The sequence below is a fragment of the Enterobacter sp. UNJFSC 003 genome (genome assembly GCF_036903355.1).
Classification (GTDB): Bacteria; Pseudomonadota; Gammaproteobacteria; order Enterobacterales; family Enterobacteriaceae; genus Enterobacter.
Window position 1 is genome coordinate 1186460 of record NZ_JBAKHK010000001.1, and the last position, 25656, is coordinate 1212115.

Annotated in this window: 26 protein-coding genes and 3 pseudogenes; 8 read left to right on the forward strand and 21 right to left on the reverse strand. The window is 52.8% G+C overall.

The genetic code is table 11. The features are described 5' to 3' along the window. Window positions 1–10 precede the first annotated feature (10 nt). Window positions 11–126 (reverse strand): annotated as a pseudogene (locus tag V5P19_RS05510) (IS3 family transposase); the annotation flags it as partial. A 116-nt stretch (window positions 127–242) separates the two neighbouring features. Then, the gene (locus V5P19_RS05515) at window positions 243–485 is read right to left on the reverse strand and encodes a hypothetical protein (RefSeq protein WP_334400891.1); all 243 of its coding nucleotides are present in this window, start codon (window positions 483–485) and stop codon (window positions 243–245) included. A gap of 431 nt (window positions 486–916) precedes the next feature. Here V5P19_RS05515 and V5P19_RS05520 point away from each other — a divergent pair, with 431 nt between their 5' ends. Continuing rightward, a complete protein-coding gene (locus V5P19_RS05520; protein ID WP_334400893.1) occupies window positions 917–1372 on the forward strand; it encodes an SgcJ/EcaC family oxidoreductase in 456 nt (151 codons plus the stop codon). Window positions 1373–1564: 192 nt separating this feature from the next. Here V5P19_RS05520 and V5P19_RS05525 read toward each other — a convergent pair whose 3' ends face one another. Then, a complete protein-coding gene (locus tag V5P19_RS05525; protein ID WP_334400896.1) occupies window positions 1565–1912 on the reverse strand; it encodes a hypothetical protein in 348 nt (115 codons plus the stop codon). Between the two features lie 120 nt (window positions 1913–2032). Here V5P19_RS05525 and V5P19_RS05530 point away from each other — a divergent pair, with 120 nt between their 5' ends. From V5P19_RS05530 to V5P19_RS05540, 3 genes and pseudogenes are all read left to right on the forward strand, one after another. Then, window positions 2033–2440 (forward strand): DUF4354 family protein, encoded by a 408-nt coding sequence (locus tag V5P19_RS05530; RefSeq protein ID WP_334400898.1) that lies wholly within the window; start codon window positions 2033–2035, stop codon window positions 2438–2440. A 473-nt stretch (window positions 2441–2913) separates the two neighbouring features. After that, a pseudogene (locus tag V5P19_RS05535) lies at window positions 2914–4002 on the forward strand (helix-turn-helix domain-containing protein); the annotation flags it as partial. A gap of 11 nt (window positions 4003–4013) precedes the next feature. Further along, window positions 4014–4157: pseudogene (locus V5P19_RS05540) on the forward strand (winged helix-turn-helix transcriptional regulator); the annotation flags it as partial. Between the two features lie 284 nt (window positions 4158–4441). On the opposite strand, the gene V5P19_RS05545 reads toward V5P19_RS05540, so the two are convergent. From V5P19_RS05545 to V5P19_RS05555, 3 genes are all read right to left on the reverse strand, one after another. Next, window positions 4442–4990: a hypothetical protein gene (locus V5P19_RS05545; RefSeq protein WP_334400900.1), complete on the reverse strand. Its 549-nt coding sequence runs from the start codon at window positions 4988–4990 to the stop codon at window positions 4442–4444. 133 nt (window positions 4991–5123) lie between these two features. Beyond that, on the reverse strand, window positions 5124–5843 hold the full coding sequence (locus tag V5P19_RS05550) for a hypothetical protein (RefSeq protein WP_334400902.1): 720 nt from the start codon (window positions 5841–5843) through the stop codon (window positions 5124–5126). Window positions 5844–5958: 115 nt separating this feature from the next. Continuing rightward, the gene (locus tag V5P19_RS05555) at window positions 5959–6723 is read right to left on the reverse strand and encodes a DeoR/GlpR family DNA-binding transcription regulator (protein WP_334400903.1); all 765 of its coding nucleotides are present in this window, start codon (window positions 6721–6723) and stop codon (window positions 5959–5961) included. A gap of 86 nt (window positions 6724–6809) precedes the next feature. Here V5P19_RS05555 and V5P19_RS05560 point away from each other — a divergent pair, with 86 nt between their 5' ends. Both V5P19_RS05560 and tam read left to right on the forward strand, forming a co-directional pair. Further along, complete coding sequence (locus V5P19_RS05560; protein ID WP_334400905.1) at window positions 6810–7394, forward strand: NUDIX domain-containing protein; 585 nt, start codon at window positions 6810–6812, stop codon at window positions 7392–7394. Window positions 7395–7473: 79 nt separating this feature from the next. Next, entirely contained in the window at window positions 7474–8232 is a 759-nt protein-coding gene (gene tam, locus V5P19_RS05565; RefSeq protein ID WP_334400907.1) for a trans-aconitate 2-methyltransferase, read from the forward strand. 6 nt (window positions 8233–8238) lie between these two features. Here the strand turns inward: tam and V5P19_RS05570 are convergent, their stop codons facing one another. The 4 genes from V5P19_RS05570 to V5P19_RS05585 form a co-directional block, all read right to left on the reverse strand. Then, on the reverse strand, window positions 8239–9429 hold the full coding sequence (locus tag V5P19_RS05570) for a cytochrome c biogenesis protein/redoxin (protein ID WP_334400909.1): 1191 nt from the start codon (window positions 9427–9429) through the stop codon (window positions 8239–8241). A gap of 138 nt (window positions 9430–9567) precedes the next feature. Further along, entirely contained in the window at window positions 9568–10866 is a 1299-nt protein-coding gene (locus tag V5P19_RS05575) for an ATP-binding protein (protein ID WP_334400911.1), read from the reverse strand. Continuing rightward, window positions 10863–11603: a response regulator gene (locus V5P19_RS05580; protein ID WP_334400913.1), complete on the reverse strand. Its 741-nt coding sequence runs from the start codon at window positions 11601–11603 to the stop codon at window positions 10863–10865. The genes V5P19_RS05575 and V5P19_RS05580 overlap by 4 nt, the downstream gene beginning before the upstream one ends. A gap of 44 nt (window positions 11604–11647) precedes the next feature. After that, window positions 11648–12643 (reverse strand): alpha/beta hydrolase, encoded by a 996-nt coding sequence (locus V5P19_RS05585; protein WP_334400916.1) that lies wholly within the window; start codon window positions 12641–12643, stop codon window positions 11648–11650. A 315-nt stretch (window positions 12644–12958) separates the two neighbouring features. Here V5P19_RS05585 and V5P19_RS05590 point away from each other — a divergent pair, with 315 nt between their 5' ends. Continuing rightward, entirely contained in the window at window positions 12959–13507 is a 549-nt protein-coding gene (locus V5P19_RS05590) for a GNAT family N-acetyltransferase (protein ID WP_334400918.1), read from the forward strand. On the opposite strand, the gene V5P19_RS05595 is transcribed toward V5P19_RS05590, so the two are convergent. The 9 genes from V5P19_RS05595 to sad form a co-directional block, all read right to left on the reverse strand. Further along, the gene (locus V5P19_RS05595) at window positions 13495–14409 is read right to left on the reverse strand and encodes a bestrophin family protein (RefSeq protein WP_334400920.1); all 915 of its coding nucleotides are present in this window, start codon (window positions 14407–14409) and stop codon (window positions 13495–13497) included. The two genes, V5P19_RS05590 and V5P19_RS05595, sit on opposite strands and share 13 nt — an antisense overlap. A gap of 209 nt (window positions 14410–14618) precedes the next feature. Beyond that, on the reverse strand, window positions 14619–16070 hold the full coding sequence (locus V5P19_RS05600; protein WP_334400922.1) for a tagaturonate reductase: 1452 nt from the start codon (window positions 16068–16070) through the stop codon (window positions 14619–14621). Window positions 16071–16187: 117 nt separating this feature from the next. Next, complete coding sequence (locus V5P19_RS05605; RefSeq protein WP_334400924.1) at window positions 16188–16715, reverse strand: GNAT family N-acetyltransferase; 528 nt, start codon at window positions 16713–16715, stop codon at window positions 16188–16190. An 82-nt stretch (window positions 16716–16797) separates the two neighbouring features. Then, a complete protein-coding gene (locus tag V5P19_RS05610; RefSeq protein WP_334400926.1) occupies window positions 16798–17763 on the reverse strand; it encodes a sensor domain-containing diguanylate cyclase in 966 nt (321 codons plus the stop codon). 54 nt (window positions 17764–17817) lie between these two features. Beyond that, on the reverse strand, window positions 17818–18810 hold the full coding sequence (locus tag V5P19_RS05615) for a diguanylate cyclase (protein ID WP_334400928.1): 993 nt from the start codon (window positions 18808–18810) through the stop codon (window positions 17818–17820). 169 nt (window positions 18811–18979) lie between these two features. After that, the gene (locus V5P19_RS05620; protein ID WP_334400930.1) at window positions 18980–19336 is read right to left on the reverse strand and encodes a DUF4186 domain-containing protein; all 357 of its coding nucleotides are present in this window, start codon (window positions 19334–19336) and stop codon (window positions 18980–18982) included. Beyond that, a complete protein-coding gene (gene glsB / locus V5P19_RS05625) occupies window positions 19336–20262 on the reverse strand; it encodes a glutaminase B (protein WP_334400932.1) in 927 nt (308 codons plus the stop codon). The genes V5P19_RS05620 and glsB overlap by 1 nt, the downstream gene beginning before the upstream one ends. Window positions 20263–20324: 62 nt before the next feature. After that, on the reverse strand, window positions 20325–21914 hold the full coding sequence (locus V5P19_RS05630) for a methyl-accepting chemotaxis protein (protein WP_334400934.1): 1590 nt from the start codon (window positions 21912–21914) through the stop codon (window positions 20325–20327). A gap of 105 nt (window positions 21915–22019) precedes the next feature. Continuing rightward, entirely contained in the window at window positions 22020–23408 is a 1389-nt protein-coding gene (gene sad / locus V5P19_RS05635; protein WP_334400936.1) for a succinate-semialdehyde dehydrogenase, read from the reverse strand. Window positions 23409–23507: 99 nt separating this feature from the next. Between sad and V5P19_RS05640 the strand changes: the two genes are divergently transcribed. Further along, the gene (locus tag V5P19_RS05640) at window positions 23508–24386 is read left to right on the forward strand and encodes a LysR substrate-binding domain-containing protein (RefSeq protein WP_334400938.1); all 879 of its coding nucleotides are present in this window, start codon (window positions 23508–23510) and stop codon (window positions 24384–24386) included. On the opposite strand, the gene V5P19_RS05645 is transcribed toward V5P19_RS05640, so the two are convergent. Continuing rightward, window positions 24340–24822 carry a GNAT family N-acetyltransferase gene (locus V5P19_RS05645; RefSeq protein WP_334400940.1) on the reverse strand — a complete coding sequence of 161 codons (483 nt, stop codon included), beginning with the start codon at window positions 24820–24822 and terminating at the stop codon, window positions 24340–24342. The genes V5P19_RS05640 and V5P19_RS05645 overlap by 47 nt on opposite strands. Before the next feature lie 75 nt (window positions 24823–24897). Continuing rightward, window positions 24898–25656 (reverse strand): DeoR/GlpR family DNA-binding transcription regulator, encoded by a 759-nt coding sequence (locus V5P19_RS05650; protein WP_334400942.1) that lies wholly within the window; start codon window positions 25654–25656, stop codon window positions 24898–24900.

Below are 25656 nucleotides of genomic sequence, written 5' to 3' on the forward strand. Positions count from 1 at the left end.
AGGAGTTGTCACGGTTAAAGGCGCACCTCAGTCGGACAGCTTTGCGAAGCACCCCGCGGCTTTTTTTAATATGTCCCGTTCGTCACTAACCCGCTTCAGCTCCTTCTGAAGTCGGCGGATCTCGGCCAGAGCATCTGACTGCTCTTTGTTGGTTGAAGAATTTTAAATGACTCTGAGGTGTCTGTTAAACCCGTGGCGATTCAGAAGACCAGCGTAAATGAGTCTCAACTGGGTATCACTTTTTACTCCGGAAGCCCAAGCCCCTTTACTCCCATTTGCTTAATGACTCGCAAATTTTGCTCGTGCAAACGGGTATCACTCTGGTCTTTTTCCTGCCGTCTGTCGGCTTTCTCAACCAGGTAGCAGGTATCTCTACTAATACCTTTCGCCTCACAGTTTTTTAATCGTTCTTCTTCTGTTGTCATCATTGAACATCCTGAAAGTAAAAAAATAAATCCAGCCGAAAAAAGTGATGAACTTTTCATTTTTATCCTTATAATAAACGAGGTTGTCTATAAAAAAATACAAAGTGTGGAATCTTACAGCGTATACCTGAGAGCATTATTCACTTTGTTAATGTACAGTCAATGTCGTAATGCTGATTCGTTTACCAATTATTAATATTTATAATGATTTTTTTGAGCGGAATGTGGAGAATAAAATATATAACCATTTATTTTGGATGGTTTTTGTCTTGGGTGAGAACTTTTTTGTTCGCTGAATGCAGTTAGATATCTGTGCTATAAATCATTTTGAGAAGACATGGAACAGCAGGGTGGGGTGCACATTTATGCGTTTAATTCAACCGTTATCATTAATTGTAAAATAACGTAACTATAACTACGTGTTATTGTTTTCAGTCTATATGCTTGCTACTTTTTCATTTCAGGATTTATATTTTTAATAAGGGAAAGATATGAAAAAGATGATCGGTATTATTGGTTCGTTACTGTTGATTTCTGGGACTGCAGGGGCGGCTACCCCTACAGCGACTTGTGTAAAGACAGACAATGCCGCAATAGAGGCGCTATTTGATCGCTGGAATGCTTCGCTAAAGACCGGTGATCCGCAGAAAGTGGCTGAAACCTACCTTTCCGATGCCGTATTATTACCAACGGTCTCAAACCAGGTACGCCTGACAGACGCAGAACGGGTGGATTACTTCAAACATTTCCTGGAAAAGAAACCCGTAGGACACATTGATAGTCGTACTATTCGCATTGGTTGTAATAAAGCTATCGATACGGGAACTTACACATTTACTTTTGCAGATAATTCAAAAGTTTCAGCCCGCTATACTTTCACTTACGCCTGGACTGGTGACGAGTGGAAAATTTCCTCTCATCACTCTTCCGCTATGCCTGAGTCCTGATATTGAACCGGTGGTGGCTGGGGCCACCACCATGAGAATACATCCACCTCACGCTAAACCCTGCATAGTCCCGTCACTATCCAACCAAAGTTTAGATATTGTTGAACTTTTAGGTGGTAGTAGACTCCTAATACGATAAAACTATTCATGTCTTCATTGATGTAGCGAATTGGGTCAGAGCCGGACTTGCTATCACTGTTCTGAAGATAGGTCAATATCATCATTTCCTGTTTTTAATTTTTTCCAAGAGGATAAGGCTTTGAGTGGCGTTGTAATTGAAAAGAATGATTCAGGTAGTTCAATCCTGTTGGTTATCTCAATACTGAATTTCGCAATTTGGTTAGTCACGGGCTGGATCTTTTTGCATAAAGATTTTGCTGAATATGAAATAATAATCCCTATGATTATTTTGTTATTACATACTATAGTAGCACTAACCACGTTTGTTTTTGGTGCCTGTTGTTTAAGAAGGCATAACAAGCTGAAGGTATTGATTGCTATGTTCATTTCTGCATATCTGATTTCAATCGTTTTCACCATAATCTATCAAAACTGGAGTTCAATTATAAACGTGTGAAGCTTGTTTAGTCCCCGTATACGTTGTTACATGTAATCTGGTTGCGCAATTAACATTCAGTTTCTTATATAAGGATGTAATAAATGAAAAAGCTAACTAAGGTTCTTCTTTCCTCGCTTGTTCTGTTCTCGTTTTCTTCAATAGCGGCCGAAGATTTACAAACAAAATTGATTATCCAGGCTATCCCATCTTCAGAGGGTACTGTTGTTGTTGAAGGGAAACCTCAGTACGAAAAAACGTTCAACGTTGTTGTATACAGCAAAGCTAAAAAACCGATTGAATTAACTGGTTTTGTAGGCTGCTACAAAGCCTTTGATGAAAAAGGTAAAGAGTTTGAAGGGAGAATGGTACAGGCAGATCTGCTTGGAACCCTGAAGGAAGAAGCTAAAGAAGGCGAAATATCTTTCGTCAGCGACGATGCATCTGTCTACAATGCCAAATTTGTAAAATGGTCTTCCCAGTGCCCAAACCTGGCAAAACACCCACAATAAATATGGATTTACCTCAAAACAGTAGATAAATGCTGTCCTCACGACGAGGCCTCTTTGAAGGCCTCCGGACTGACGCCATCGAGATGACGGTGTCTTTAAGGAGGCTAGAGTACGTTGTGAAGGGTAAGGGATTACTTATTGTCACGACTGCTTTCGGTGACGACTCAACATACGGAAAAAATGGCAGAACAAGCACCGGGCTTGCCGATGTTTTCACAACCATGAAAGCCAGTGCATAACATGCGGGCATGATGAAGATAGAGGGATAGGTAAGTGTATGATTAATTGTAGTCTGCGGCCGGTTATGAACTAAATGAACGGCGGACATGATTTAACATAATATACATTATGCGCATCAGTGGTGTGGAGGCTCAATGCTAATGTCTATTTGTGGCTCATTGGAATGTCCAGGCTATAGTTCTCAGACCTGTATGCCTAGTCAACAACTCGCTTTTCCTGATGAGGAGTTTTCTATGGCTATACATGACGCCGGGATGTTCACCGTGAAAGAAATCAACCGCCTCAAAATCCTTCAGGATGTCATAGAACGTAACCTGCGTCCTGGCCAGGCTGCCGAGATGCTCGGCATCACGCCACGTCATTGCAGTCGTCTGCTGAAGCGTTATCGCAAGTCCGGACCGCTTGGTATGAACAACCAGAGCCGCGGTCGCACTGGCAACCGACTGTTGCCCACATCACTGACTGACCTGGCACTGAGTATCATACGAGAACGCTACCGCGATTTTGGTCCCACGCTGGCCCGGGAAAAACTGGAGGAAGTTCACGGTCTGGTCCTGGGCAAGGAAACCATCAGACGCCTTATGATAAAAGCCGGACTCTGGATCCCCCGAAGACAACGCGCACCGAAAATTCATCAGCCCCGGTACCGGCGGCCCTGTACTGGCGAGCTGATACAGGTTGACGGCTGTGACCATCACTGGTTTGAAAACCGGGTTCGGCCCTGTACGGCACTGGTCTATGTCGACGATGCCACCAGTTGTCTGATGCACCTGCTGTTTGTGAAATCTGAGTCCACCTTTAGTGCTCATCTGACACTTCAGGACCGGCTGGTTAAGGAGCTCAGGCTTAAAGGGATCAGTACGATAGACGCTGCGAATGCATTTGCTGAAGAATACATGGCAGATTATAACCGGCGCTTTGCCAAAGCCCCCTTGCATGAATTTAACGCGCATCGGCCGCTTGCATTAGAGGATGATCTGGATGCGGAATTTACCTGGCGAGAGCCACGGAGGGTGTCAAAAAACCTGACCGTACAGTATGACAAAATGCTCTATCTGATTGAGGACAGCGAATACAGTAGAAGGGCCATCGGCAAGTATATTGATATCTGGCACTATCCTGACGGACATAAGGAACTGAGACTGAATGGCGTGCTACTGCCCTACTCCACCTACGACCGATTGTCTGAAGTCGATCCTGTCGCGATTGTTGATAACAAAAGGCTGGGCCATGTATTGGACGTTGCCCGCTAGGTACAGAAAAAGCGGGACAATAACCGGTCCCAGTCGATACCTTCAGGAGATGAGCCTTCCCGCGGGCGGCACGCCCCTGACAGCTGGAAGCTGACGGGATCGTGTTGCGGACGGTATATCCCCAGGTGCCGCCGAAAGTAAAATATCGACTCACTGAATGGGGGCAAGCGCTGTGCCCTGCTCTCGATGCAATGCTGAAATGGGCGGAAAAACGCGAGGTTTAACCAGCAAAAAGCTTAGTCGATTGAGACTTTATCGACGTCCGCTCTTGGCACAGAGCGGACATTTCAACTTTGCCCTGCCCCGGACATATGAACTTAGCTTTGACAAATTTCTAGACATTTGCATATATCTGAGCCCTTCGACAAACAGACTTCCGATATCCGTCGTTGGACATTGACGTTGCCTGAACACTGGGATTGAAGGTTTACACATCATTCGACAGGTCTGAGTATGCTGTGCACCTGTCTGCGCGAAACAGGCAGGTATTAATTTCGCCGTTCCCGTCTCATCTAAAACTCCACTGCGCGGTAATCACAAAAACCGATGGGATAATAATGCCGACATCCATACCAAAATAAGAGGTAAAATTATACTGAAAGCCATGGTAAATATAAGGTGAGAAACCTATCCCGGTGGCTTTTTTGAAATCATGATATGACCCGTGGTCACCGCAGTCCTTGAAGGCATCAAAGAAAAACTCACCTACATATCCGTATATCCCTTTGAATACCCATCCATTATCCCAGCCAGTCCAGTCTCGCCTGACGCCTGCGGCCAGGCATCGGTCGTCAAAGCTATTCTTCATTGTCCCGAGTACGAAGCTATTTTTCGAATCTTCTGAAAACTTCCGCTCAACGGAAAAGAAATTATTTTCAAAGTTCTCAGTATACTGCCCATGGTTATTTGTTAAGTGATAGACATACGAACCTGTATTTAATGAATACAGGTTTATTTCATCTGCATGGCTATTTGCTGCTACAACATAACAAAACCCACACCAAAAGTATGTTCTATACCTTCTTCTGCCCACCGTCCTATTTCTCGTCGTATTCATTTTACCTCACATTACCTAAGTTATTGATATTGTGGTCGGCTGTCTGAAAGGCAGGCTATATAAATGTTAGCATACTTTTGATTAATTCTTGCTCACACGATAAAACCTTGGCTGGCGCGAAGGGATAACGCCGCTAGCGCTCATAGCTGTCGTTGTTATCTCGCGTGATCTCTGCTGCAGTAACATCAACTTGTTGAAAACGAAGACCTTCTACACCGGATATTTTACCGAACTCAGTAGCGTCGATAAAAATGGATGACAGCGTTAATCCACAAACTGGACGTTCGGGATAACCTTCAATGAAGAACGCACGGGAGAATGGCTTAACGTCTGAACGGCGTGCGGTGATGTCTCGGCTGGTGAAATCCTTCAGCGTAATGTTCTCGCTTTGATAAACCAGAATATTGCGCGGCCTCTGGCAGTCATAATCGACCACCCAGCGCAACCCTCTCGCCGCATAGTCCCCGACCATTCCGCTTTGCTCATCCTCACCCCAGAATCGCTGCCACCAGATGTGGCCCTGTCCATCAAGGGTGCCTGTACCGGTAATGCTAACATTCTGGCAGCGGATCAGATTGATTACCCCGGCAGGCCAGCGCATATCGATACCGGCGACGCGTGTTGCTATCGTCGGGTAATCTTCAAGAAGCTGGCTGCCAACGAGCGCCGCGCCCGGTGCCAGGTGCAGCGTCATGCCGCTTTTCAGAAAAAGAGCGCCGGTAAGGAAACGTCCCGCAGGGATAACCACTCTGTCGTTGGGCTGCGCTGCGTTAATGGCTTCCTGAATGGCAGCAGTTGATGCCCGAAGCGCGCCGGGAACGGCGCCAAATTCACTGATAATAATATCCGTCATGATATGTCCTGATGCCGATAGAAATCAGGAGTATAAGAATCTGGACGCTACAAAACCTTCCGCTGAACGTCATCCCGCTGTAAAAAATGGCAATAATACGAAAACGCTCATCACATCAACGATCTGACGTTTTCACCACGGAAACCCCCTTCTCCGTTATCGCGCCGATCCAGTCATTATCGGTGTCATCCTCCACGACTATCGTATTAACTAAAGACAGATCGCCAATCACAAACGATGAAGCCGTGTTAATTTTTTCCGGTGACGCCAGGACGATGGTTTCTGCCGCTCTGCCGGAAAATGCACGTTTGATGCAGGCTTCTTCAAAATCACCGGTGGTAAGGCCTGCTTCTGGGTGAATACCGGTAACCCCCATGAAGAATAAATCCGCATGAATATTCTCGATTCCCTCAATGGCCGCCGCGCCCACCGTGACTATGGAGTGCTTGTACAAGCGCCCGCCGATCAGAATCACGTCAATAGCAGGATGTTCAACCAGCCCCAGGGCAATGCTCGGGCTGTGTGTCACCACGGTAATCTGCAAATTGGCAGGGAGAAAGCTAATCAGCTCAGACGTGGTGGTTCCACCGTCAACGATCACCACCTGTCCTGCTGATATCAGCTGGGCCCCTTTTCGGGCGACGTTTTTCTTGGCATCCATTTTCACGGACTTACGCTCCGCAAACGGTACAATGGCGGAAGACGCTGGCAACGCGCCGCCATGGACACGTTGTAAATGCCCTTCTGCCGCCAGTTCACGCAAATCGCGGCGGATTGTATCTTCAGAAACAGAGAAAAGCATGCTGAGCGCTTTTGACTGCACCTGGCCTTCGGCGTCGAGTTTTTCGAGGATCAATTGCTTTCGCTGACGGGTGAGCATTTTGTATTCCTGATATTGCACGTTTTATCTTGTCATTGCACGATAGTGCTGTTTATGATGATTACTCTACGTAAGGAGGAACAAACGTGCAATCTAAACGCGCAGATATACGCATAATCGAGAGTGAAACCCTGTCAGATAACTGGTACATCCTCAAAAAATACACTTTCGACCAGCAGCGCCGCGATGGCGAATGGCAGCGACAAAACCGCGAAGTGTACGATCGGGGTAACGGTGCCACTATCTTGCTCTATAACCGCGAGAATAAAACCGTGATTCTGACGCGTCAGTTCCGCTTCCCGGTATTCATCAATGGCCATGAAGAGGATCTTATTGAAGCCGCCGCTGGCCTGCTGGATAACATGGATCCGGAAAACCGTATTAAAGCGGAGGCAGAAGAGGAAACCGGCTATAAGGTGAGCCACGTACAGAAGGTTTTTGAGGCGTATATGAGCCCAGGCTCCGTTACGGAAAAGCTCTATTTTTACATTGCTGAGTATCACTCCCAGGATCAAACCAGCGCAGGTGGCGGAATTAAGTCCGAGGGCGAGGATATTGATGTTCTTGAAATCTCCCTTGATGAGGCATTGCGCGGTATTGAAATGGGCAGAATTGTCGACGGTAAAACCATCATGCTGCTTTACCACGTGGCGCTGAAGGGCATTATGTAATCATCTAAAGCGGATGCCTGCCGCTGTGCAGGTATCTGCCTGTGCTATTCTTGCTGAATTATCATCATGGGAGACAAACATGGCCGACTGGAATCCCTCTCTTTATTTGCAGTACGGTGCAGAACGTACGCGCCCTGCCGCTGAGCTGCTCGCCAGAATTCCACTCAACGAGGTATCGTCCATTGTGGATTTAGGCTGTGGGCCCGGAAATAGTACCGCACTGCTAAAACAGCGTTGGCCAGACGCGAAAATTATCGGCGTGGATAACTCCCCTGCAATGCTGGAAGAAGCACGCAGCGCATTACCGGAGTGCCAATTTGTCGAGGCCGACATTCGTCAGTTTAAGCCGGGCAAACCGCTGAATCTGATTTACGCCAATGCGTCGCTGCAGTGGGTCCCTGACCATTATGACCTCCTGCCTCATCTCGTTTCTCTTCTGACGTGGAACGGCGTGCTGGCGATTCAGATGCCCGATAACTGGCTTGAGCCCACGCACGTTTCAATGCGGGAAGTGGCGTATGAGCAAGGCTATCCCGATCGCGGTCGTGAACCTTTGCCAGGCGTGCACGCATACTACGACATTTTGACGGACGCGGGTTGTGATGTGGATATCTGGCGGACAACCTATTATCACAAAATGCATTCGCACCAGGCCATTATCGACTGGGTAAGCGCCACGGGTTTACGACAATGGCTCAAGGAGCTGAATGAAAGCGAGCAAAAAGCTTTTCTGAAGCGTTACCATGAACTTCTGGAAGAGCAGTACCCGCTCCAGGAAAACGGACAGATACTGCTGGCATTTCCACGGCTGTTTATGGTCGCGCAACGTCAGCCCTGAGCGGCATTACGATCGGGCCTCTTTTAACAATTGTTGAATGACCTTTTCCTGTTGGTCATAGTTTCCTTCGCCAAACGCGGTGTAGCGTAGCTGGCCTTTTGCATCGAAATAGTAGTGTGCGGGCCAGTACTGATTACCAAATGCATTCCAGATTTGATAGTTATTATCGGTGACGACGCGATACGGCAACTGCCATTTATTCACCGCGTTTTTTACCGATGAGAGCGGCTTTTCCCAAGGGTATTCCGGCGTGTGAACCCCTATCACCACCAACCCCTGAGACTGGTATTTATTCGCCCACTCGCGAACGTGTGGAAGCGTGTGCTGGCAGTTGATGCAATCCCATGTCCAAAAATCAATCAGCACAGCTTTACCCTGCAGGGACTCAGGCGTGACAGGGTCACCGTTTAGCCATCCGGTGCCGCCGCTCAATGAGGGCAGCTGGCTGCTGGGCACTGGCATCGCAATTGGCTGCAGCGTCACGGGATAGGCCGCCGGTTTTGCCAGATTCAGCAAGGCTGTTTCCAGCCGATCCGCAACGCCGTTCGCCCCTTTTAGCACCGAATTCAGCCCCGTCGCGTTGAAGACCACGGCAAGCAACATGATCACACCAGCCCCCTGACGGACACTCGCCATCAGCGCCGATTTCGCCCGCAAAGGCGTTATCAGCGCCCGTCCGCCGACGATCAGCGCGCCAAGCATCAGCGCACATCCGCTGCCATAGGCTGCCAGTAACGCACCTGTGGTCACTGCCGAGTGTCCGGCAATGTTAATGCTGAAGATGGCACCCAGAATGGGGCCAGCACACGGAGACCAAAGCAGCCCAACGGCCAGCCCGGCCAGAAAAGCGGAAGCCATACCGCGCGTTTGTCCGCTGCGGCTATTGAGCATATTCCCTGCGCTGACCGCTGGCCCTGCGATACGCTGAGCAAAGGGAGGAAAAACAAGGGCCAGCGCGGCGATCGCCAGGATGAAGAGCGCAACCCAGCGCCCTATTATCGTGGCCTCGACAATCCACTCGCTCGCGGCCGTAACCACCATCGCGACCAGGGTGAACATGACGATCATTCCCGCAAGGAGTGCCAGAATGTGGCGACGCTGCCCCTGAACTCCGGAAAACAGCAGAGGGATAACGGGAAGCGTACATGGACTGAGCAGGCTTATCATCCCGCCCAGGAAAGCGATAATCAGAAACATAATGACCTCTCACATTACAGATCTCTGCGAAGCTGCAGTGAGAACATTTCAACGCGCGGGTGTGTTCGGGGTATGTGTAAAAAACGACGTTTTGTCTGATTGCGTATCGCTAACGCAGCCAGATACAAGGCGATACAATTAACGGCGAGGCAGCGTAATGGAAACGTCCAGACCGCCCTCCGTGCGGTTTGACAGATGCAGTTTTCCGTCCAGCTGCGCGGTCAACTGTGCGGCGATAGCAAGGCCTAATCCGGTGCCGCCGGTATCACGGTTACGCGATGTTTCAACCCGATAAAATGGCTGCAGTACAGCCTCAAGCTCGGCATCGGGGATCCCCGGCCCGCCGTCTAAAATATGGATCACTACCCGTTCAGCATTGGCATCATCAATTTCAATCACCGCGTAATCACCAAACTTGAGCGCGTTATCCAGCATATTAGTCAACACCCTGCGTAACGCCTGCGGACGTGTGACGATCGGCAGCCGGTTATCCTTTGCCTGAAACTGCACTTTTTTACCGATGTCTTGATAATCACTGGCAATGCTGTTGACCCACGCATTCAGCTCCAGCTTGAGCGATGTCTCTTCGAGCGATTCTGATGAACGGGCATAGGCAATACCTTCGCGCACCAGGCGAGACATGTTATCCAGATCGTTCAGCAGCTTGTCGCGAAGCTCAGGCTGCTCTGCCATTTCGATGCGCAGCTTCATCCGCGTGATGGGGGTTTGAAGATCGTGTGAAATCGAGGCCAGAATCTGCGCGCGCTCTCGTAAATAGGACTGAATTCGCGACTGCATCGCATTAAAGGCATGGGCAGCACGTTGAACTTCAACCGGCCCCGCTTCTGTCATCGGCGTGTGGGCTGCCGGATCGAGAGAATCCACCGCGCGAGTAAACTGCGAAAGTGGCCGCACCACCTGGCGTACGGCGAACCATGAGCAAACGGCCAGGAGCAGCAGTTGCAGGACAAGGACAACCGGCAGCCAGCTTGCGACCGGCGGCATCCGGGGGATCAGGTCAATGGTGAGCGGTGCGCCATCGCTTAGCGTCAGATGGGCCTGGATATGAGAAACCGGCCCGGGAACGGCGGTAAAAGCGAGAGGATAGCGGGCAGCCAGCGTCGCTTTTAAGGTCCGAATGGCATCTTGCGAGCGTTTATCCTGCGGCGGCGAACCGGGCTCGCCGGGCCCAAGTATGTAGCGATAATTGCCCCGCTCAAGCCTGCTCAACCAGGCCGTACGTTCACTTGCCGGCAGCCGGTCGAGAATCGCCACACTGGTGGCGACATCGTATTCCAGATTACCGAGCATCACCGTGCGGGCGCTGCGCATCCGCTCAGCCATCACCAGTGTAAGACTGAGCGCATTCGCCAGCAGTAGCCCAAGCAGCACGACGATAAGCAGCCGGGCCAATAATGAGCGAGGCCAGAGTGTCATTCATTGGCCTCAAGTATTGTCACCGGCATGGTGAAGACATAGCCTTCGCTGCGCACGGTCTTGATATAGGCTGGCGTTCGGGCATCTTCATTGAGACGCTGGCGTACGCGGCTGACCAGCAGATCGATGGAGCGCTCAAACAGTTCGGCATCGCGGCCCTGCGTCAGGTTGAGGAGTTGATCCCGGGTCAGGACTCGCTGGGGATGATCGAGGAATACGCGCAATAAACGGTATTCCGCCCCGCTCAGCGCCACGATCATCCCCTCGTTGTCGATGAGATGACGCGCGACGGTATCCAGCTGCCAGTCGCCGAACATCACCAGGCGGCCTGCCTCCGTCACCTGTAGATTGGGCGGCATGGTGCGGAAACGACGCAAAATAGCTTTGATACGCGCCAGTAATTCACGGGCGACAAACGGCTTAACAACATAATCGTCTGCGCCCATCTCCAGCCCCAGGATCCGGTCAGTATCTTCGTTACGCGCCGTCAGCATCAGGATCGGCAGGTCTTTATGTTTGCCGCTGCGCAGCTGACGACAGAGCGTTAGCCCATCATCACCCGGCATCATCACGTCCAGCACGACCAGATCGATATGCTGTTTATCGAGCAAGGCACGCATCTCTTTACCGTTCGCCGCGCCGGAGGCGTGATAGCCAGATTTGGTGAGATAGTCGACAACCAGTTCGCGAATATCCCTGTCGTCATCGACGACAAGGATATGATCAATATGCTCCACCGAAATCTCCTGAATGAGGGGTAACCTAGTGAAAATAGCACATGTCAGAGTTTATCCGCGTCGACAACCGCTTTCACGAAATCCTGCGCATCCTCCTGTGGAGGATTGTGCCCTACGGTTGCACCAAAGGTGCGATGCTCATATTTGCCCGTAAATTTAGCAGCGTAGGCCTTCGGTGCAGGATGCGGCGCCCCGTTGTTTCCGCCTTCAATGGTAATGGTCGGTACGGTGATATTCGGCAGCGCGGCCAGTTTCTTCTCGTAGCCGTCGTATTTACGTTCGCCTTTTTCCAGGCCTAAGCGCCAGCGATAGTTGCTGAGGGTGACCGCAACGTGGTCCGGGTTATTGAGCGATTTGGCGCTGGCATTAAAGGTTGCATCGCTAAACCTCCAGTCAGGAGACGCTTGCGACCAGATCAGCCGGGCGAAATCATGCGTGTTTTTTGCGTATCCTTCAGCACCGCGCGGGGTAGCGAAATAGAACTGATACCACCACTGCTCTTCCGCTTTCGGCGGCAGCGGTTGCTTGCCAATCTCCTGGCTGCTTATCAGATATCCGCTCACTGATACCAGTGATTTTACGCGCTCTGGCCACAGTGCCGCGACAATATCCGCCGTGCGGGCGCCCCAGTCATAGCCAGCAAAAACGGCCTGTTTGATGTTCAGGGCATCCATCAGGTTCACAACGTCTTTTGCCATGGCCGAAGGTTGACCGTTACGCGGCGTTTTGTCGGAAATAAACCGCGTTGTCCCGTAGCCGCGCAGCGAAGGTACAATCACCCGATACCCTTTTGCCGCCAGCGCCGGTGCGACTTCCACGTAGCTGTGAATATCGTACGGCCAGCCGTGTAATAAGATGACCGCCTGACCATTTTTGGGGCCAATATCGACATAGCCGACGTTCAGATCGCCAGCATTAATTTGCTGTGGCTGGTTGAATGCCGCAGCGTAGTCAGTTCCGGCTGCTTCAGCCTGACAGGACATTACGGTGCCAAGAGAAACGGTTAATGCCAGTGTTGAGTATGCGAGTTTGCTAAACATGGTGTTATCTCCGATTGGGTTCAAATCACCGGGATATAACACCATCTCATTGTATAGCGGATATGTGTGAAAGGGACGTTTTTGCATGCCTGTGTATGTATCCTGGGCGCGGATACAGTGTGATACAAATACCGGCGGGAGAACGTGGATTTACAGCGCAGCTCTGCCTCTGCCTCTGCCAATGCGGAAAACCAACGATTTTCACCTTTGTATGAATAAAGTGAAAGAATATCAGCAAGCGGAAACAGAGTGTGGTAAAGAGAAAAATACCAGAACGCAAACAAAAGCATAACGCTTAAATAGGGAGATCCGCCGATGACGATACCCACACTCACCACAGCGCGTTTGTTGCTAAAACCGCTGGTTGCCGATGATGCCGCTCAAATTCAGCACCTGTATCCGCGCTGGGAAATCGTGCGTTATATGGTCTCTTCCGTGCCGTGGCCCTACCCTGAAAACGGCGCGGAGCATTACGTCAACAACGTTGCCTTACCGGATATGGCAAAAGGCATTGCCTGGTTCTGGAGTATCCGACGTCTGGAATCGCCGGACGCGTTAATGGGGATTATCTGCCTGTACGACGTAGAAGATAACAACCGGGGATTCTGGCTGGCGCCGGAATATCAGGGTAAGGGTTACATGCGTGAGGCCAGTATGGCGGCAACCGACTATTGGTTTAATTCGCTGAATAAACCCGTGCTGCGCGCGCCGAAAGCGGCCGCCAACAGCCGCTCTCAGCGTATTTCAGTCAGTAGCGGCATGCGATTAATCAGAACGGAAAAGAAAGCGTACGTTAGCGGCCTGCTGGACTCGGAGCTGTGGGAAATCACCCGTGACGAGTGGAATGCCCGTCACGTCAGCTGATAGTGCTTATCCGGGAACTTCCTTTCAGGAATATCCTCTTCATCGTTCATCTGCAGCAGATCGCGTTCCATCATGTTGCAGATGGCATCCAGCGGCAGGTCGTTATCTTCCGTACCAAACGGATCTTCCAGCTCTTCTGCCAGCGTATCCAGCGAAATAAAGGTATAGGAAATCAGCGCGGATACGAACGGCGTCATGTAGTGCAGGTCTACGACCAGAGCGAACGGAAGCATGATGCAGAACAGATAAACTGTGCGGTGCAGAATCAACGTATAGGCGAACGGAACGGGCGTGGTGGCGATGCGCTCGCAGCCGGAAAGCACGACAGACATATCATTCAGACGGTTGTTCAGGCTGTGAAACAGGATGTCAGACAGCTGTCCGTCACGACGACGCACGGCCAGCCATTCCCCCATCATCAGCAATATGCGATTTGCCGGTGAGTTCGAATCCATCACTTTGCGTAAGTCATCCGAAGCCATAAATCGTGACAACTGTTCGGCATTTGTTTCCCGGCGCAGCGTCATGCGAAGGCAATTTGCAAAAGCGATTTGCAGACGAACAAACTCTCCCAGGTGCTTATCATCCGGCAAGGTGTTTTTTACCTCGCGAAATAAGGAGCGTGCCGCTATCATCAGTTGCCCCCAAAGCTGGCGAGCCTCAACGTACCGCGAATAGCAGGCGTTGTTTCTGAACCCCAGGAATATCGCGATAGCGACGCCGAGGATACTAAACGGTGCGACGGTAAATTTGATGCCCAGCGAGGTGTACCACGGCAGCATCAGAATAACGGCGATAGAAAGCAGGAAGTTAAGCAGCAAGCGGGTATAAATTTTGGGTAGTACCGAACCGTGCCAGACAAAAATCAGTTGTAGCCAGTGCTGATGAGGACGAACAATCATAGTCATTTTCAGGAAAGGAAAGCGCGCGGCTATTAAACGTGATCCCCTTCACAGTTGCAAGCTTGTTAACGGGATATTGAATTATCTGTCCTGATTGGCCAAGACCGCACGGTGTTACATGCTATTTTTAAAAACGGGCTAGATAGTATGTTGTAACTAATGAGATCGGTTTTAAAACCCGGCCGAAGCCGGGCTGTGCTTTTTAGCATTTAGCAGAGCGGTTTAACTGCCTCACGCATTCCCTGATTCAGGATGGCGTCAAGATCGCGCGTAACCTGTTCTACCAATCCACCAATCTGAGTGAGGTCCTGTTCCCAGTGCTCGCTCACGCTCAACACGGACGTCACCAGCTCGCGTGTCGCGAGCTGTTTATCATGATGTTGTGCCCACAGCTGCTGATAGCGTTCTTGCCAGTGCGCATCATCCTGGACCGGGTAATCCTCGCCATTACGCTCGCCGCGATAGAACGCGATTAACGCGGCCAGAGCAAACGTCAGTCGAGACGGCAGTTTCCCGGTGGCCTTCTGCCCCGCCAGCAGCTGCGGCAGAATACGCGTGCGATACTTGGTCATTCCGTTCAGCGCAATCGACAGCAGCTGATGCTTGATATAAGGATTACGGAAACGCCCCGTAACCGCGCGGGCAAAGGATTCCAGCTCGTCGCGCGGTAAATCCAGTACGGGAATAATTTCCTGGTAGATAGCCTTTTCAACGAACGCGCACACGTCAGCATCGTTCATCGCTTCCCCTACCGTATCCAGCCCCGCCTGGAATGCTACCGGTACTAGCGCCGTGTGCGCACCGTTCAAGATTGCCACCTTGCGCTCTTTGTACGGTTTGATGTCATCGACAATCAGCACGTTCAGCGGGAATTTATCCAGACGCAGTTCGCTGGCAAGGGATTTTGGCCCCTGAATGACGAACAGATAGAAATGCTCGGCGGTATCAAGGAACCCATCGTGATAGCCCAGCCTGGCTTCCAGGGAAGCCACTTCGTCGCGCGGGTAGCCCGTTACGATGCGGTCGACCAGGGTTGAGCAGAAGCTGTTGGCCTCGTTCAGCCATTGGGTAAAGGCCGCAGGCAACGCCCACGCCTGCGCATAGCGCAGCACCAGTTCACGCAGGGCTTCCCCGTTGTAATCAATCAGCTCGCACGGAATGATGATCCAGCCTTTGTCCGCTGCACCGTCGAAATGGCTGAAACGCTCGAACAGCAGTCGCGTCAGTTTTGCCGGATAGCTCACCGCCGGGGCATCCTCAAACTTATCATCCGCGTGATAGCTGATGCCGGCTTCGGTGGTGTTGGAGAAGACAAAACGCATATCCGGATTGTGGGCCAGCTTCAGGAACTCATCATACTGGCTGTAAACGCTAATCTCACGGTTAACGGAACGGATAAGCCGCGCATCGCTGACCGCCTCACCCTTCTCGTTCAGGCCGCGAATGATGGTGGTATACAGGCCATCCTGAGTGCTCAGCGACGGTGGAAAATCGCTCTGGATGGGACGCACAATCACCACACCGGCGTTCAAATCGGTGTGTTCGTTTAACAGATCGATTTGCCAGTCGACAAATGCACGCAGGAAATTGCCTTCACCAAACTGAATGATGCGTTCAGGGTAGAGCGCACCGGGGAAATCACGACGGTTGAGTGTGTTCACAATGGGGGTCCTTTATGAGTAGTCATACAGCCTGATAAGATTGGTGTAATAACTTACCAAAACTTTACGACCAGGACCCCTGTTTGGATCAATACATGACGCACTTGTGAAGAATATTCACAGGAATTTATAGAACACCGAGGTTGACGTCATTTCCCCGTCCGGCATAAGCGCATAGCGCGGGATCTCGCCCACCTTCTGCCAGCCAGCGCGCTGATAAAAGGTCTCCGCCCCGCTGCCGGTAGAGGTATCCAGTACCAGGACGGAGATATCCCTGTCTCTGGCCTGCACTTCAAGGGCTTCCATCAGCGCCATTGCGGCTCCTTTACGGCGCGCTTTTTCGTGGACCAGCAGTTTGGCCACATCCGCGCGGTGCGGCTGGTTTTCAGGCTGGTCGGTTATCAACTGCACCGTGCCGATGATGCCGTCATGCGCATCAATGCATGCAAGCACCACGCGCTCGTCGCGGCTAACGCTTTGCGCAATACCGAGCCAGAAAGCGTGGGCTTTTTCTAGGCTGAAGGGCAACATAAAGCTGACGGATGCGCCGCCGTTGACGCAGTTTGTCAGGATATCGGCGAGCGCATCGATGTGAGTGAGGATCGCTTCCCCGGTGAGGCTTTTGATTTGCAGTGAGGTATTCATTGTGTGTCCTTGTGTTATCTCCCCTCACTTTGCATTTAACATTTCATTAACGCAATGACCTCTGCTATAGGCTTTTGTTATGTCAACGTGCGGGACGCCGCTGCTGTTTCATGGCATACATCTTTTCATCCGCATCTTTGAGCCACTGCTGGAGGTCATTGCCGTTATGGTCGAATTCACTCACGCCCCAGGAGAACAATAGCGACCACGGATGCAGTTTCCGCGCGTTATATGCCTCAACCTGTTCGGCCAGATACTGCATGGCAATCCAGGCGCCCTGTTCATCCGTATCGGCAAAAAGCACCGCGAACTCATCTCCACCGAAGCGTACCAGCAGATCGGCCTCCCGGAAGGAGGAACACATCAGCGCGGCCATCGCCTTCAGGGCTTTATCACCCTCTTCATGACCAAAGCGATCGTTGATCTCTTTGAAGCGGTCGAGATCCAGCCAGCCCAACGTTAACGGCTCGGCGCGTCGTCTGGCCACAGAAAGCGTAAAGCGAACAAACTGGTTAAAGCCGCGACGGTTAAATAGGCCGGTGAGTTCGTCCGTGGTAGCAGCACTGACCGCGGCGAACTCATCTTCCGCCAGGGCGCTAAGATCGCCAAGAACCGCAAGATCGGTGGCCGAAAATTCACGTGGTGAATAGTCGATAAGGCACAGTGAGCCTACGCTTGCCCCGTTGCGCAAACGCAGCGGAAAGCCCGCATAGAATCGGACGCCGGGTTCACCGGCCACCAGCGGATTATCGGCAAAGCGATCGTCCTGGCGCATATCACCCACCACCAGCGGCGATTCGCTGAGGATCGTATGCCCACAAAATGAGATGTTACGCGGTACGCTGTCCGGCGCCTGGCCGCAGGCAGACTTTACAATAAGCGCATGTTCATCAATAAGATTGACCATCGCCAGCGGAACGCCGAAGAAGCGTTTTGCCAGGCGAGTCAGACGGTCGAACGCCGGTGAACTCTCAATATCCAACAGCCCAGACTCACGCAGAGAGTTCAGACGATCCGTTTCATTTTCAGGGGTTGCAGGTGCTTTCATAACGTCTCCTGACGCATAAGCTTTACTCAAAGCGTAGCTTAAACAGAGACATTGTCAGTGTGCGAATATCCTGTTCTTGCCATCCCGTTTGGCGCGGTATAAAGCATCATCTGCCGCCTGCAGCCAGTCGGTTACACTTCCCATTTCTCGCGTGGCGCAGGCAATACCAATACTGAGCGTGCAGTGTACGGCTTCCTGTGCCACATCTTTCATCACCGCCGCGGCCTCCATAATGCGGGTTGCGACGATGTGCGCTTCTTCAACAGTGGTATTAGGGAGCAATATCACAAACTCATCGCCCCCCAACCGTGCGGGGGTATCCGTCGGGCGCGTCGCCAAATGCAAAATCTCCGACACGGTAGCCAGCATCGTATCCCCGACCTTGTGACCAAAACGGTCGTTGACGTCTTTAAAATTGTCGATATCAATAAACATCAGGGCAGATTCACGACAGGTCTGACGCAGTTTATTCAGCTCGTGATCGATACGCTTTTCCAGCAGACGTCGGTTAGCGATATCCAACAGCGGATCCATCATGGCAATTCTTTCAAGCTCGCGACTTTTAATGCGCAGGCGTAGCGCAATTCTGTGCGTCAATACGCTCATGGCGATGAGGTAGATCGCAATAAGAGGCAAGGTAGCAAACATCGTTCGCTGAGACACGGCGCTATCCACCGCCATTCCCTGCGTAAGCCAACCGATAAGAAACACGCCCAGCATCAGGGCGGCCGCCTTTTTCATCAGCGTAAAACCGCCCGCTGCAAGCCTGTCGGCAAGCAGGATAGTCGCAATCACCACTGACGGCAGCGGATTGACCGCCATCATGGCGATCCAGAAGCCCCCGGCTCCGGCATCCAGCACCAGATTCTGATGTTCCGTCGCCAGCGGGACCGCTGATTTACGCGAACGCATCCAGGCAAACGTTGGCCAGACAAACGCGTTGATAGCCAGCAGAATCATTAGCCAGACTGAACGTTGATGCTCAATCAATACGGATAGAATGGGGATAAAACAGAGGAACGTACCGAGCATACGCATCAGATACATACGTTTGACAAACCGGTTTCCAGGTACGCGAGGCTTTCCACTGAGTTTGTCAGTAACATTCATTCTGCGATTATTCCGATATCTTTCTTCCGGTATCTTATTGAGCTTAAAAATACGTAGCAAGCGATTTATAGGCTAAATGTATCCCTCACGCCGCGTCATGACTGACTTAGGGGTTCATTTGTTGCACCAGCCAGTGGTGTATCACCTCAACAACGTACTGTTGTTGCTGCCCGGTAAGCTGAACGCCCTGCGGTATGTTGTGCCATTTGGCCAGACAGCCGCGACAGCAGGTGGCGGTAGCATGCTGAGCGATAAACACCGGGTGAGCCCGCATTGGCGTTTGCTTCCCGTCGTTAGCGGGCTGCGCCGGGGCAAGGCGTCGGGACACAAAGTCGGCGGCATGCTGGTCGATGGTGTCTGCGCCCTTATCCCAGCAGTATTGCCGCTCTTTATCGCCTAAGCGAAAGCGCGAACGAAACGTCGATCGCGCCAGACGGGCAAAAAGTGGATCCAGCGTTGTCATTAGTAAACAGAACGTCCCAGGCGTTGGGTCAGTTGCTCCAGCACCGCTACCCCGGCAAGTGAATTTCCGGTCTCATCCAGTTCCGGGCTCCAGACGGCAATCGCCATCTCGTGCGGCACAATTGCCACCACCCCACCGCCGACGCCTGATTTAGCCGGCAGGCCAACGCGCCAGGCAAATTCTCCGGCATTCTGATACATACCGCTGGTGGCCATCAGGGCATTCACCTGACGTGCCTGCATTGGGGAAACGACTTCCTGTGACAGATGAGGGGCATGACCCTGATGCGCGAGGAATACGAAAGTTTGCGCCAGTTCCACACAGCTCATCTTCAGCGCGCAGTAGTGGAAATAGTTTTGCAGCACGGTCGCCACGTCGTTATGGAAATTACCAAAAGATTTCATCAGCCAGGCGATGGCTGCATTGCGGGCGGAGTGTTCGAACTCAGAGCGTGCCACTACCGGATCGTAGGCAATATCCGCCACTCCAGAGAGCTGGCGCACGATTTCGAGCATCCGCTGACGCGGCGCGCTCAGGCGGCTTTGCAGCATATCGCACACCACCAGCGCCCCGGCATTGATAAAGGGATTACGGGGTTTACCCTGTTCAATCTCAAGCTGAAGTAGCGAGTTAAACGGCTGCCCGGACGGATCTTTGCCCACCCGCTGCCAGATCTCGTGTTCATCATACTGGCGCATTGCCGCAACCAGACTCAGTACTTTTGAAATAGACTGAATGGAGAAACGCTCGCTGGCGTCTCCCGCCTGGTAACGCTGTCCGTCTACCGTGCAAATGGCAATGCCCAACTTATTGCCGCTGACCGAGGCCAGCGCAGGAATATAGTCGGCAACCTTTCCTTTTCCGAGTAATGGACGAACCTGTGCCAGAATCTCATCCAGCATCTCATTATGGATGACCGCAGCCACACTTTGCTCCTTGCCCTCAGGCTAAATCGGGCTGCGAGTATAACAGAGGCTAATGTATTCCGTCAGGCGGTAAGACGAAAACGCGAAACGGCACGCAGCAAAGTGGCGGATTCTTTATGCAGCCGTTCTGACGCATCCGACGCCTCTGACACCAGCACGTCCGTGTGACGCGAAACCTGATTCAACGCATGCAGCTGACGCGTCATCAGATGAATGCTTTCCCCCTGACTGAAGGTGGCCGTCGAAATTTCGTTGAGCAAACTGCTTAAGTTCGCCACCAGGCCCGTCACCTGCTGCAGATTATCCTCCAGACGGTTAACGGCCTGAGATCCCTCTTCAATCCCCTGCAGGGAATGATTAATCAGTTCCTGAATGGTTTGCGTGGAATGACTGCTCTTCCTGGCAAGCAGGCCGACCTCCCTGGCCACGATGGCAAACCCGCGCCCCTGGTTTCCCGCATGGGCTGCCTCAATTGCCGCGTTTAGCGCCAGAATGTTGGTTTGAAACGCTACGCCGTCGATCAGGGACACGATCCCGCGCATTTCGGACGATCGCATAACGATCGCTTGCATGGATTCATTCACGGTAGACATCATTCGATCGCCTCCCGCAGCAACCAGGCGTGCTTCATCCGCCCGGGAACTGGCAAGTCTGGCATAACCCGTATTGCCTTCCACGTGAGTTTCCAGCGTTGCAATATGCGACGTGACGTCTTCCAGCGCTTTCGCCTGCCGCGCAGACTGTTGATAGAGCTTCTGGTTCCCCTCTGCCAGAGCGCCAATGTTCTCGACCATCGAGGCGGTGGCTTCGCTGACCTGGGCGACCAGCTGCTGTAGCCCGCCCTGCATAGTGATAATGCTGTCGCTCAGCTGCCCGATCTCACGGTTAAAGCACGTGACGCCGGGCGGCGTTGGGGAAAGGTCGCCTGCCGCAAGCAGGTTAATGTGTACCACCAGGCGACGCAGCGGCGTGATGACCCATTTCGCCATGCCGAACCAGACGGCGATGGCAATTGCCAGCAGCACTCCCGGCGCAAACAGGAACAACTGCTGCAGGCCCGATAGCCCATCGACTAAGGATTGTCGCCCCTCTATCGCCTGCTTTTCGCTTAGCTGCTGGTAGCGCGCATAGTTATCGTTAAAGTCAGCCTGAAAGGCCTGAGCGGGTACGGCAAAAAACGCGTCAATGGTATTGGTTTTAATCAGCCCTTCCGCCTGCTCTTTAATGGCCCCGTAGAAAAGCGGGTAACTGTTCAGCAGCGCCTCATCTTTCGGTGGATTAAGCGCCAGCCACGCGTTCCAGGCCTGCTGCGAGGCGTCCAGCGCGCGTTGCGCTTCGTCCATCAGGCTATGCCAGCTGCCGTCAGAGCCGGTCTCTTTGTCCTGCATAAAATAAACGCCTGCGCGGTTAAGAAGATCGCTTGCCGTAAGAAGAGAGACGCGGGCCAGATCGAGTTTACCCTGCTGTTCATACGCCAGCTGATTGCGCTGTTCATTGCGCTGGGCGTCCTTCAGTGACGCGGTAAGCAAAAAGGAAGAGGAAAGCTGCAGAGCGGAGAAAAGGCCAATGATACAAAAGATACCGGCAAGCAGGCCAAACTGACGGGGAATAAAGCGCTGCGCAATACGACGAAAAATTTGCGTTAGGTTCATGATTTTCTTCAGTAACAAGACGTTAGGCGCGAGCGAGTCTACGAAATGAAAGTGACAGAACCATTGCACTAAAATGACAGGGGGCAGGCATTGCCCCCCTGAAAATCACACCCGATCTTTCCACACCGTCTGCACATTGCAAAACTCGTGCAGGCCAAAGTGAGACAGCTCACGTCCGAAGCCGCTCTTCTTCACGCCCCCGAACGCAACGCGCGCATCGCTGGCGCTGTAGCCGTTAATAAATACACCTCCGCACTCCAGTTCGCGAGAAAATTTATCGGCAAGCGCGGTATCTGCGGTAAAGAGCGTAGCGGACAAACCAAAATCACTGTCGTTAGCCAGCTGCAGCGCGTGCCCGGCATCCTTCGCCACCGTAATGGCCGCCACCGGGCCAAACAGCTCCTGGCGAAACGCCGTCATCTCTTCGGTGACATTCCCGAGAACGGTTGGGGCGTAATAGTTACCCTTCCCCGCAATTTTCTCTCCGCCAAGCAGCAGCGTCGCCCCTTCCGCCAGCGTAGCTTGTACCTGCTGGTGCAGTTCATCGCGCAGATCGTAACGGGCCATCGGGCCGATATAGCACTCCTCCCGATCCGGTGCGCCCATCTTCAGCGCCGCGGCTGCCTCAACAAAGCGCTGGGTAAAGGCATCGGCGATACCCGCTTCCACGATAAACCGTTTTGCTGCCGCGCATACCTGCCCCGTGTTCTGGTAGCGGCCGGCTACCGCTGCTTTTACAGCAAGCTCCAGATCGGCATCGTTTAACACGATAAAGGGATCGGAACCGCCCAGCTCCAGCACGCATTTTTTCAGCGCCGCTCCCGCCTGTGCGCCAATCGCCGCCCCTGCACGAACGCTGCCGGTGACGGTCACAGCGGCGATACGGCGATCGTTAATTGCCTGGCTCACGCCGTCGTTAGTAGCATTCACCCAGCCAAAGACGCCCTGCGGGAAACCGGCATCCGCAAAAATCTGCGCGATAAGATCCGCTGAGCCGAGAACGTTTGGGGCGTGCTTGAGCAGGTAGCTGTTGCCCGCCAGCAGAATGGGCACCGCGCCACGCAGTACCTGCCAGAGCGGAAAGTTCCACGGCATCACCGCCAGAATCGGCCCCAGCGGACGGAACTCAATCACCGCGCTGTTGTTTTCCACGAGCGTCGGTTCGGCGCGCAGCATGTCCGGCCCGCGTTCAGCGTACCAGTCGCACAGGCCTGCCGATTTACTCACTTCTGCACGCGCCTGCAAAATGGGTTTGCCCATTTCACGGGACATTATTTGCGCCATCTCTTCCGCACGGTTACGCAGCGCCGCGCCAAGATCGCGCAGTTTTTGTGCCCGATGGGCAACGCTCTCTTTACGCCACTGACGAAATCCCGCGTCGGCCAGGGAAATGGCACGTTCAACGTCCTCGGTGGTCGCCCACGGATACGCGGCCAGCGTCTCCCCATTCGCAGGATTAACAGAGAGCGCGTGTGTAGCAGGTGAATGAGTCATGATGTTCTCCACGTAATAACGGTTGATTCATTGTGGCCCAGTCTGCTATTTCTTAAAAATGAATAATAATAACCATCTTATTCACAAAACGAGAACGGCATGGACTTAACTCAGCTTGAAATGTTTAACGCCGTCGCGCTGACCGGCAGCATCACCCAGGCCGCGCAGAAGGTACACCGCGTGCCATCAAACCTGACGACCCGCATCCGCCAGCTTGAAGCCGACCTCGGCGTCGATCTGTTTATTCGTGAAAACCAGCGCCTGCGGCTATCGCCTGCCGGGCATAACTTCCTGCGCTACAGCAAACAGATTCTGGCCCTGGTGGACGAAGCGCGTAGGGTTGTCGCCGGTGATGAGCCACAGGGGTTATTTGCCCTCGGCGCGCTGGAGAGTACCGCGGCCGTGCGCATTCCGGAAAGCCTGGCGCAGTTCAATCAACGCTACCCGCGCATTCAGTTTGCCCTCTCTACCGGGCCATCCGGGACAATGATCGATGGCGTGCTGGAGGGGACCTTAAGCGCGGCGTTTGTCGACGGTCCGCTGTCGCACCCGGAACTGGAAGGCATGCCGGTGTACCGGGAAGAGATGATGCTGGTCACGCCTGCCGGGCACGCTAGCGTCTCTAAGGCGACGCAGGTGAACGGCAGCGACGTCTACGCCTTTCGCGCCAACTGCTCGTATCGCCGACATCTGGAAAGCTGGTTTCACGCTGACCGGGCTACGCCGGGGCGCATTCATGAGATGGAGTCCTATCACGGGATGCTCGCCTGCGTTATCGCCGGAGCAGGCATTGCGCTGATGCCCCGATCGATGCTGGAGAGCATGCCGGGGCATCATCAGGTAGAAGCGTGGCCGCTGGCGGAAAACTGGCGCTGGCTGACCACCTGGCTGGTCTGGCGACGCGGCGCGATGACCCGCCAGCTCGAGGCTTTTATAGCGCTGCTAAACGAACGTCTTCAACCAGCGCCTTCTCCATAAACAGGCTCAGCGGATCCTCCTCATAAGGAGGAAACGCGGGTCGCAGCTCATAACCGCACTGCTCATACAAACGTACCGCGGCGTGCTGTTTGATCCCCGTCTCCAGCCGCACGGTATGGCAATCCCGGCTCAGGGCTTCATCTTCCAGGGCCGCCAGCAGCTTTTCTCCGAGGTGCTGCCCGCGATGGGTAGGATCGATATAGACGCGCTTCATCTCACCCGTCCCGTCACCATTGAGTACAACGGCGCCGCAGCCTACCGCGTTGAGCTGCTGGTCACGAATGACCATCAGAATCAGGGAGACATCTGGCAGTGCTGCCAGGTCGAGGAGATGGTTGCTTTCAGCGGGATAAAGCTCGCTCTGATAACGGTCGAGTGCCGCAATCAAATTGATAATATCCGGGTGACGTGCAGATTCAGAGGTAATGGAATACATCGCAGGCTCCTTGTCGTTTTTATTCCAACATAGCGCCTGCCGTCCCCGTGGACTTCATAGTATTAACTTATATCATCAGGCCAGCGTCAGGTGGGTATCAAGCTGGCCGAGCTGCGCCTGTATATCGTTATCCAGCCGACTGTCCGTCACGATATCGGTGAGCGTATTCAGATGCGTCACGTTAAACAGCGACCATGCACCGTATTTTGAGCTATCTGCCAGCAGCACGCGGCGCGTGGCGTTGGCAAGTAAATCCCTTTTTAGGGCCGCCTTCTCTTCCGTGGGCGACGTCACACCGCGGTTAATGTCCCAGCCGTTGCAGCTGACAAACGCCACGTCAGGCCAGACGTTCTGCAGCAGTCGGCGTCCATGCTCGCCGATGCAGGACTGGCTCGAATCATCGATACGTCCGCCGATGATCGTCACTTCAATCTGCTTAAACTCCGAAAGAAACAGCGCAATGTGTAAGTCGCTGGTGATCACGCGCAACGGCAGATGCGTCAGCTGACGAGCGAGTTCAATCATCGTGGTGCCCGCATCCAGGACGATGGCATCGCCCGCCTTAACGAAACTGGCTGCCGCGCTGGCGATAGCGTGTTTCTCGGCCAGGCTGCGCTGCATTTTTTCGTGCGTGGTGGGCTGGGATGGAATAAACCGGTTAAGGGTAACGCCGCCGTGGGTGCGGCTGATAACACCTTCCTGATCAAGCTTAATCAGATCGCGACGAATCGTTGCCGGCGAGGCGTCGGTTATCGCCACCAGCTGATCCACCGTCACCAGGTTGTGCCCTTTCAGGTAATCCATTATCTGCTCTAACCGGTTATATCCCTTCAT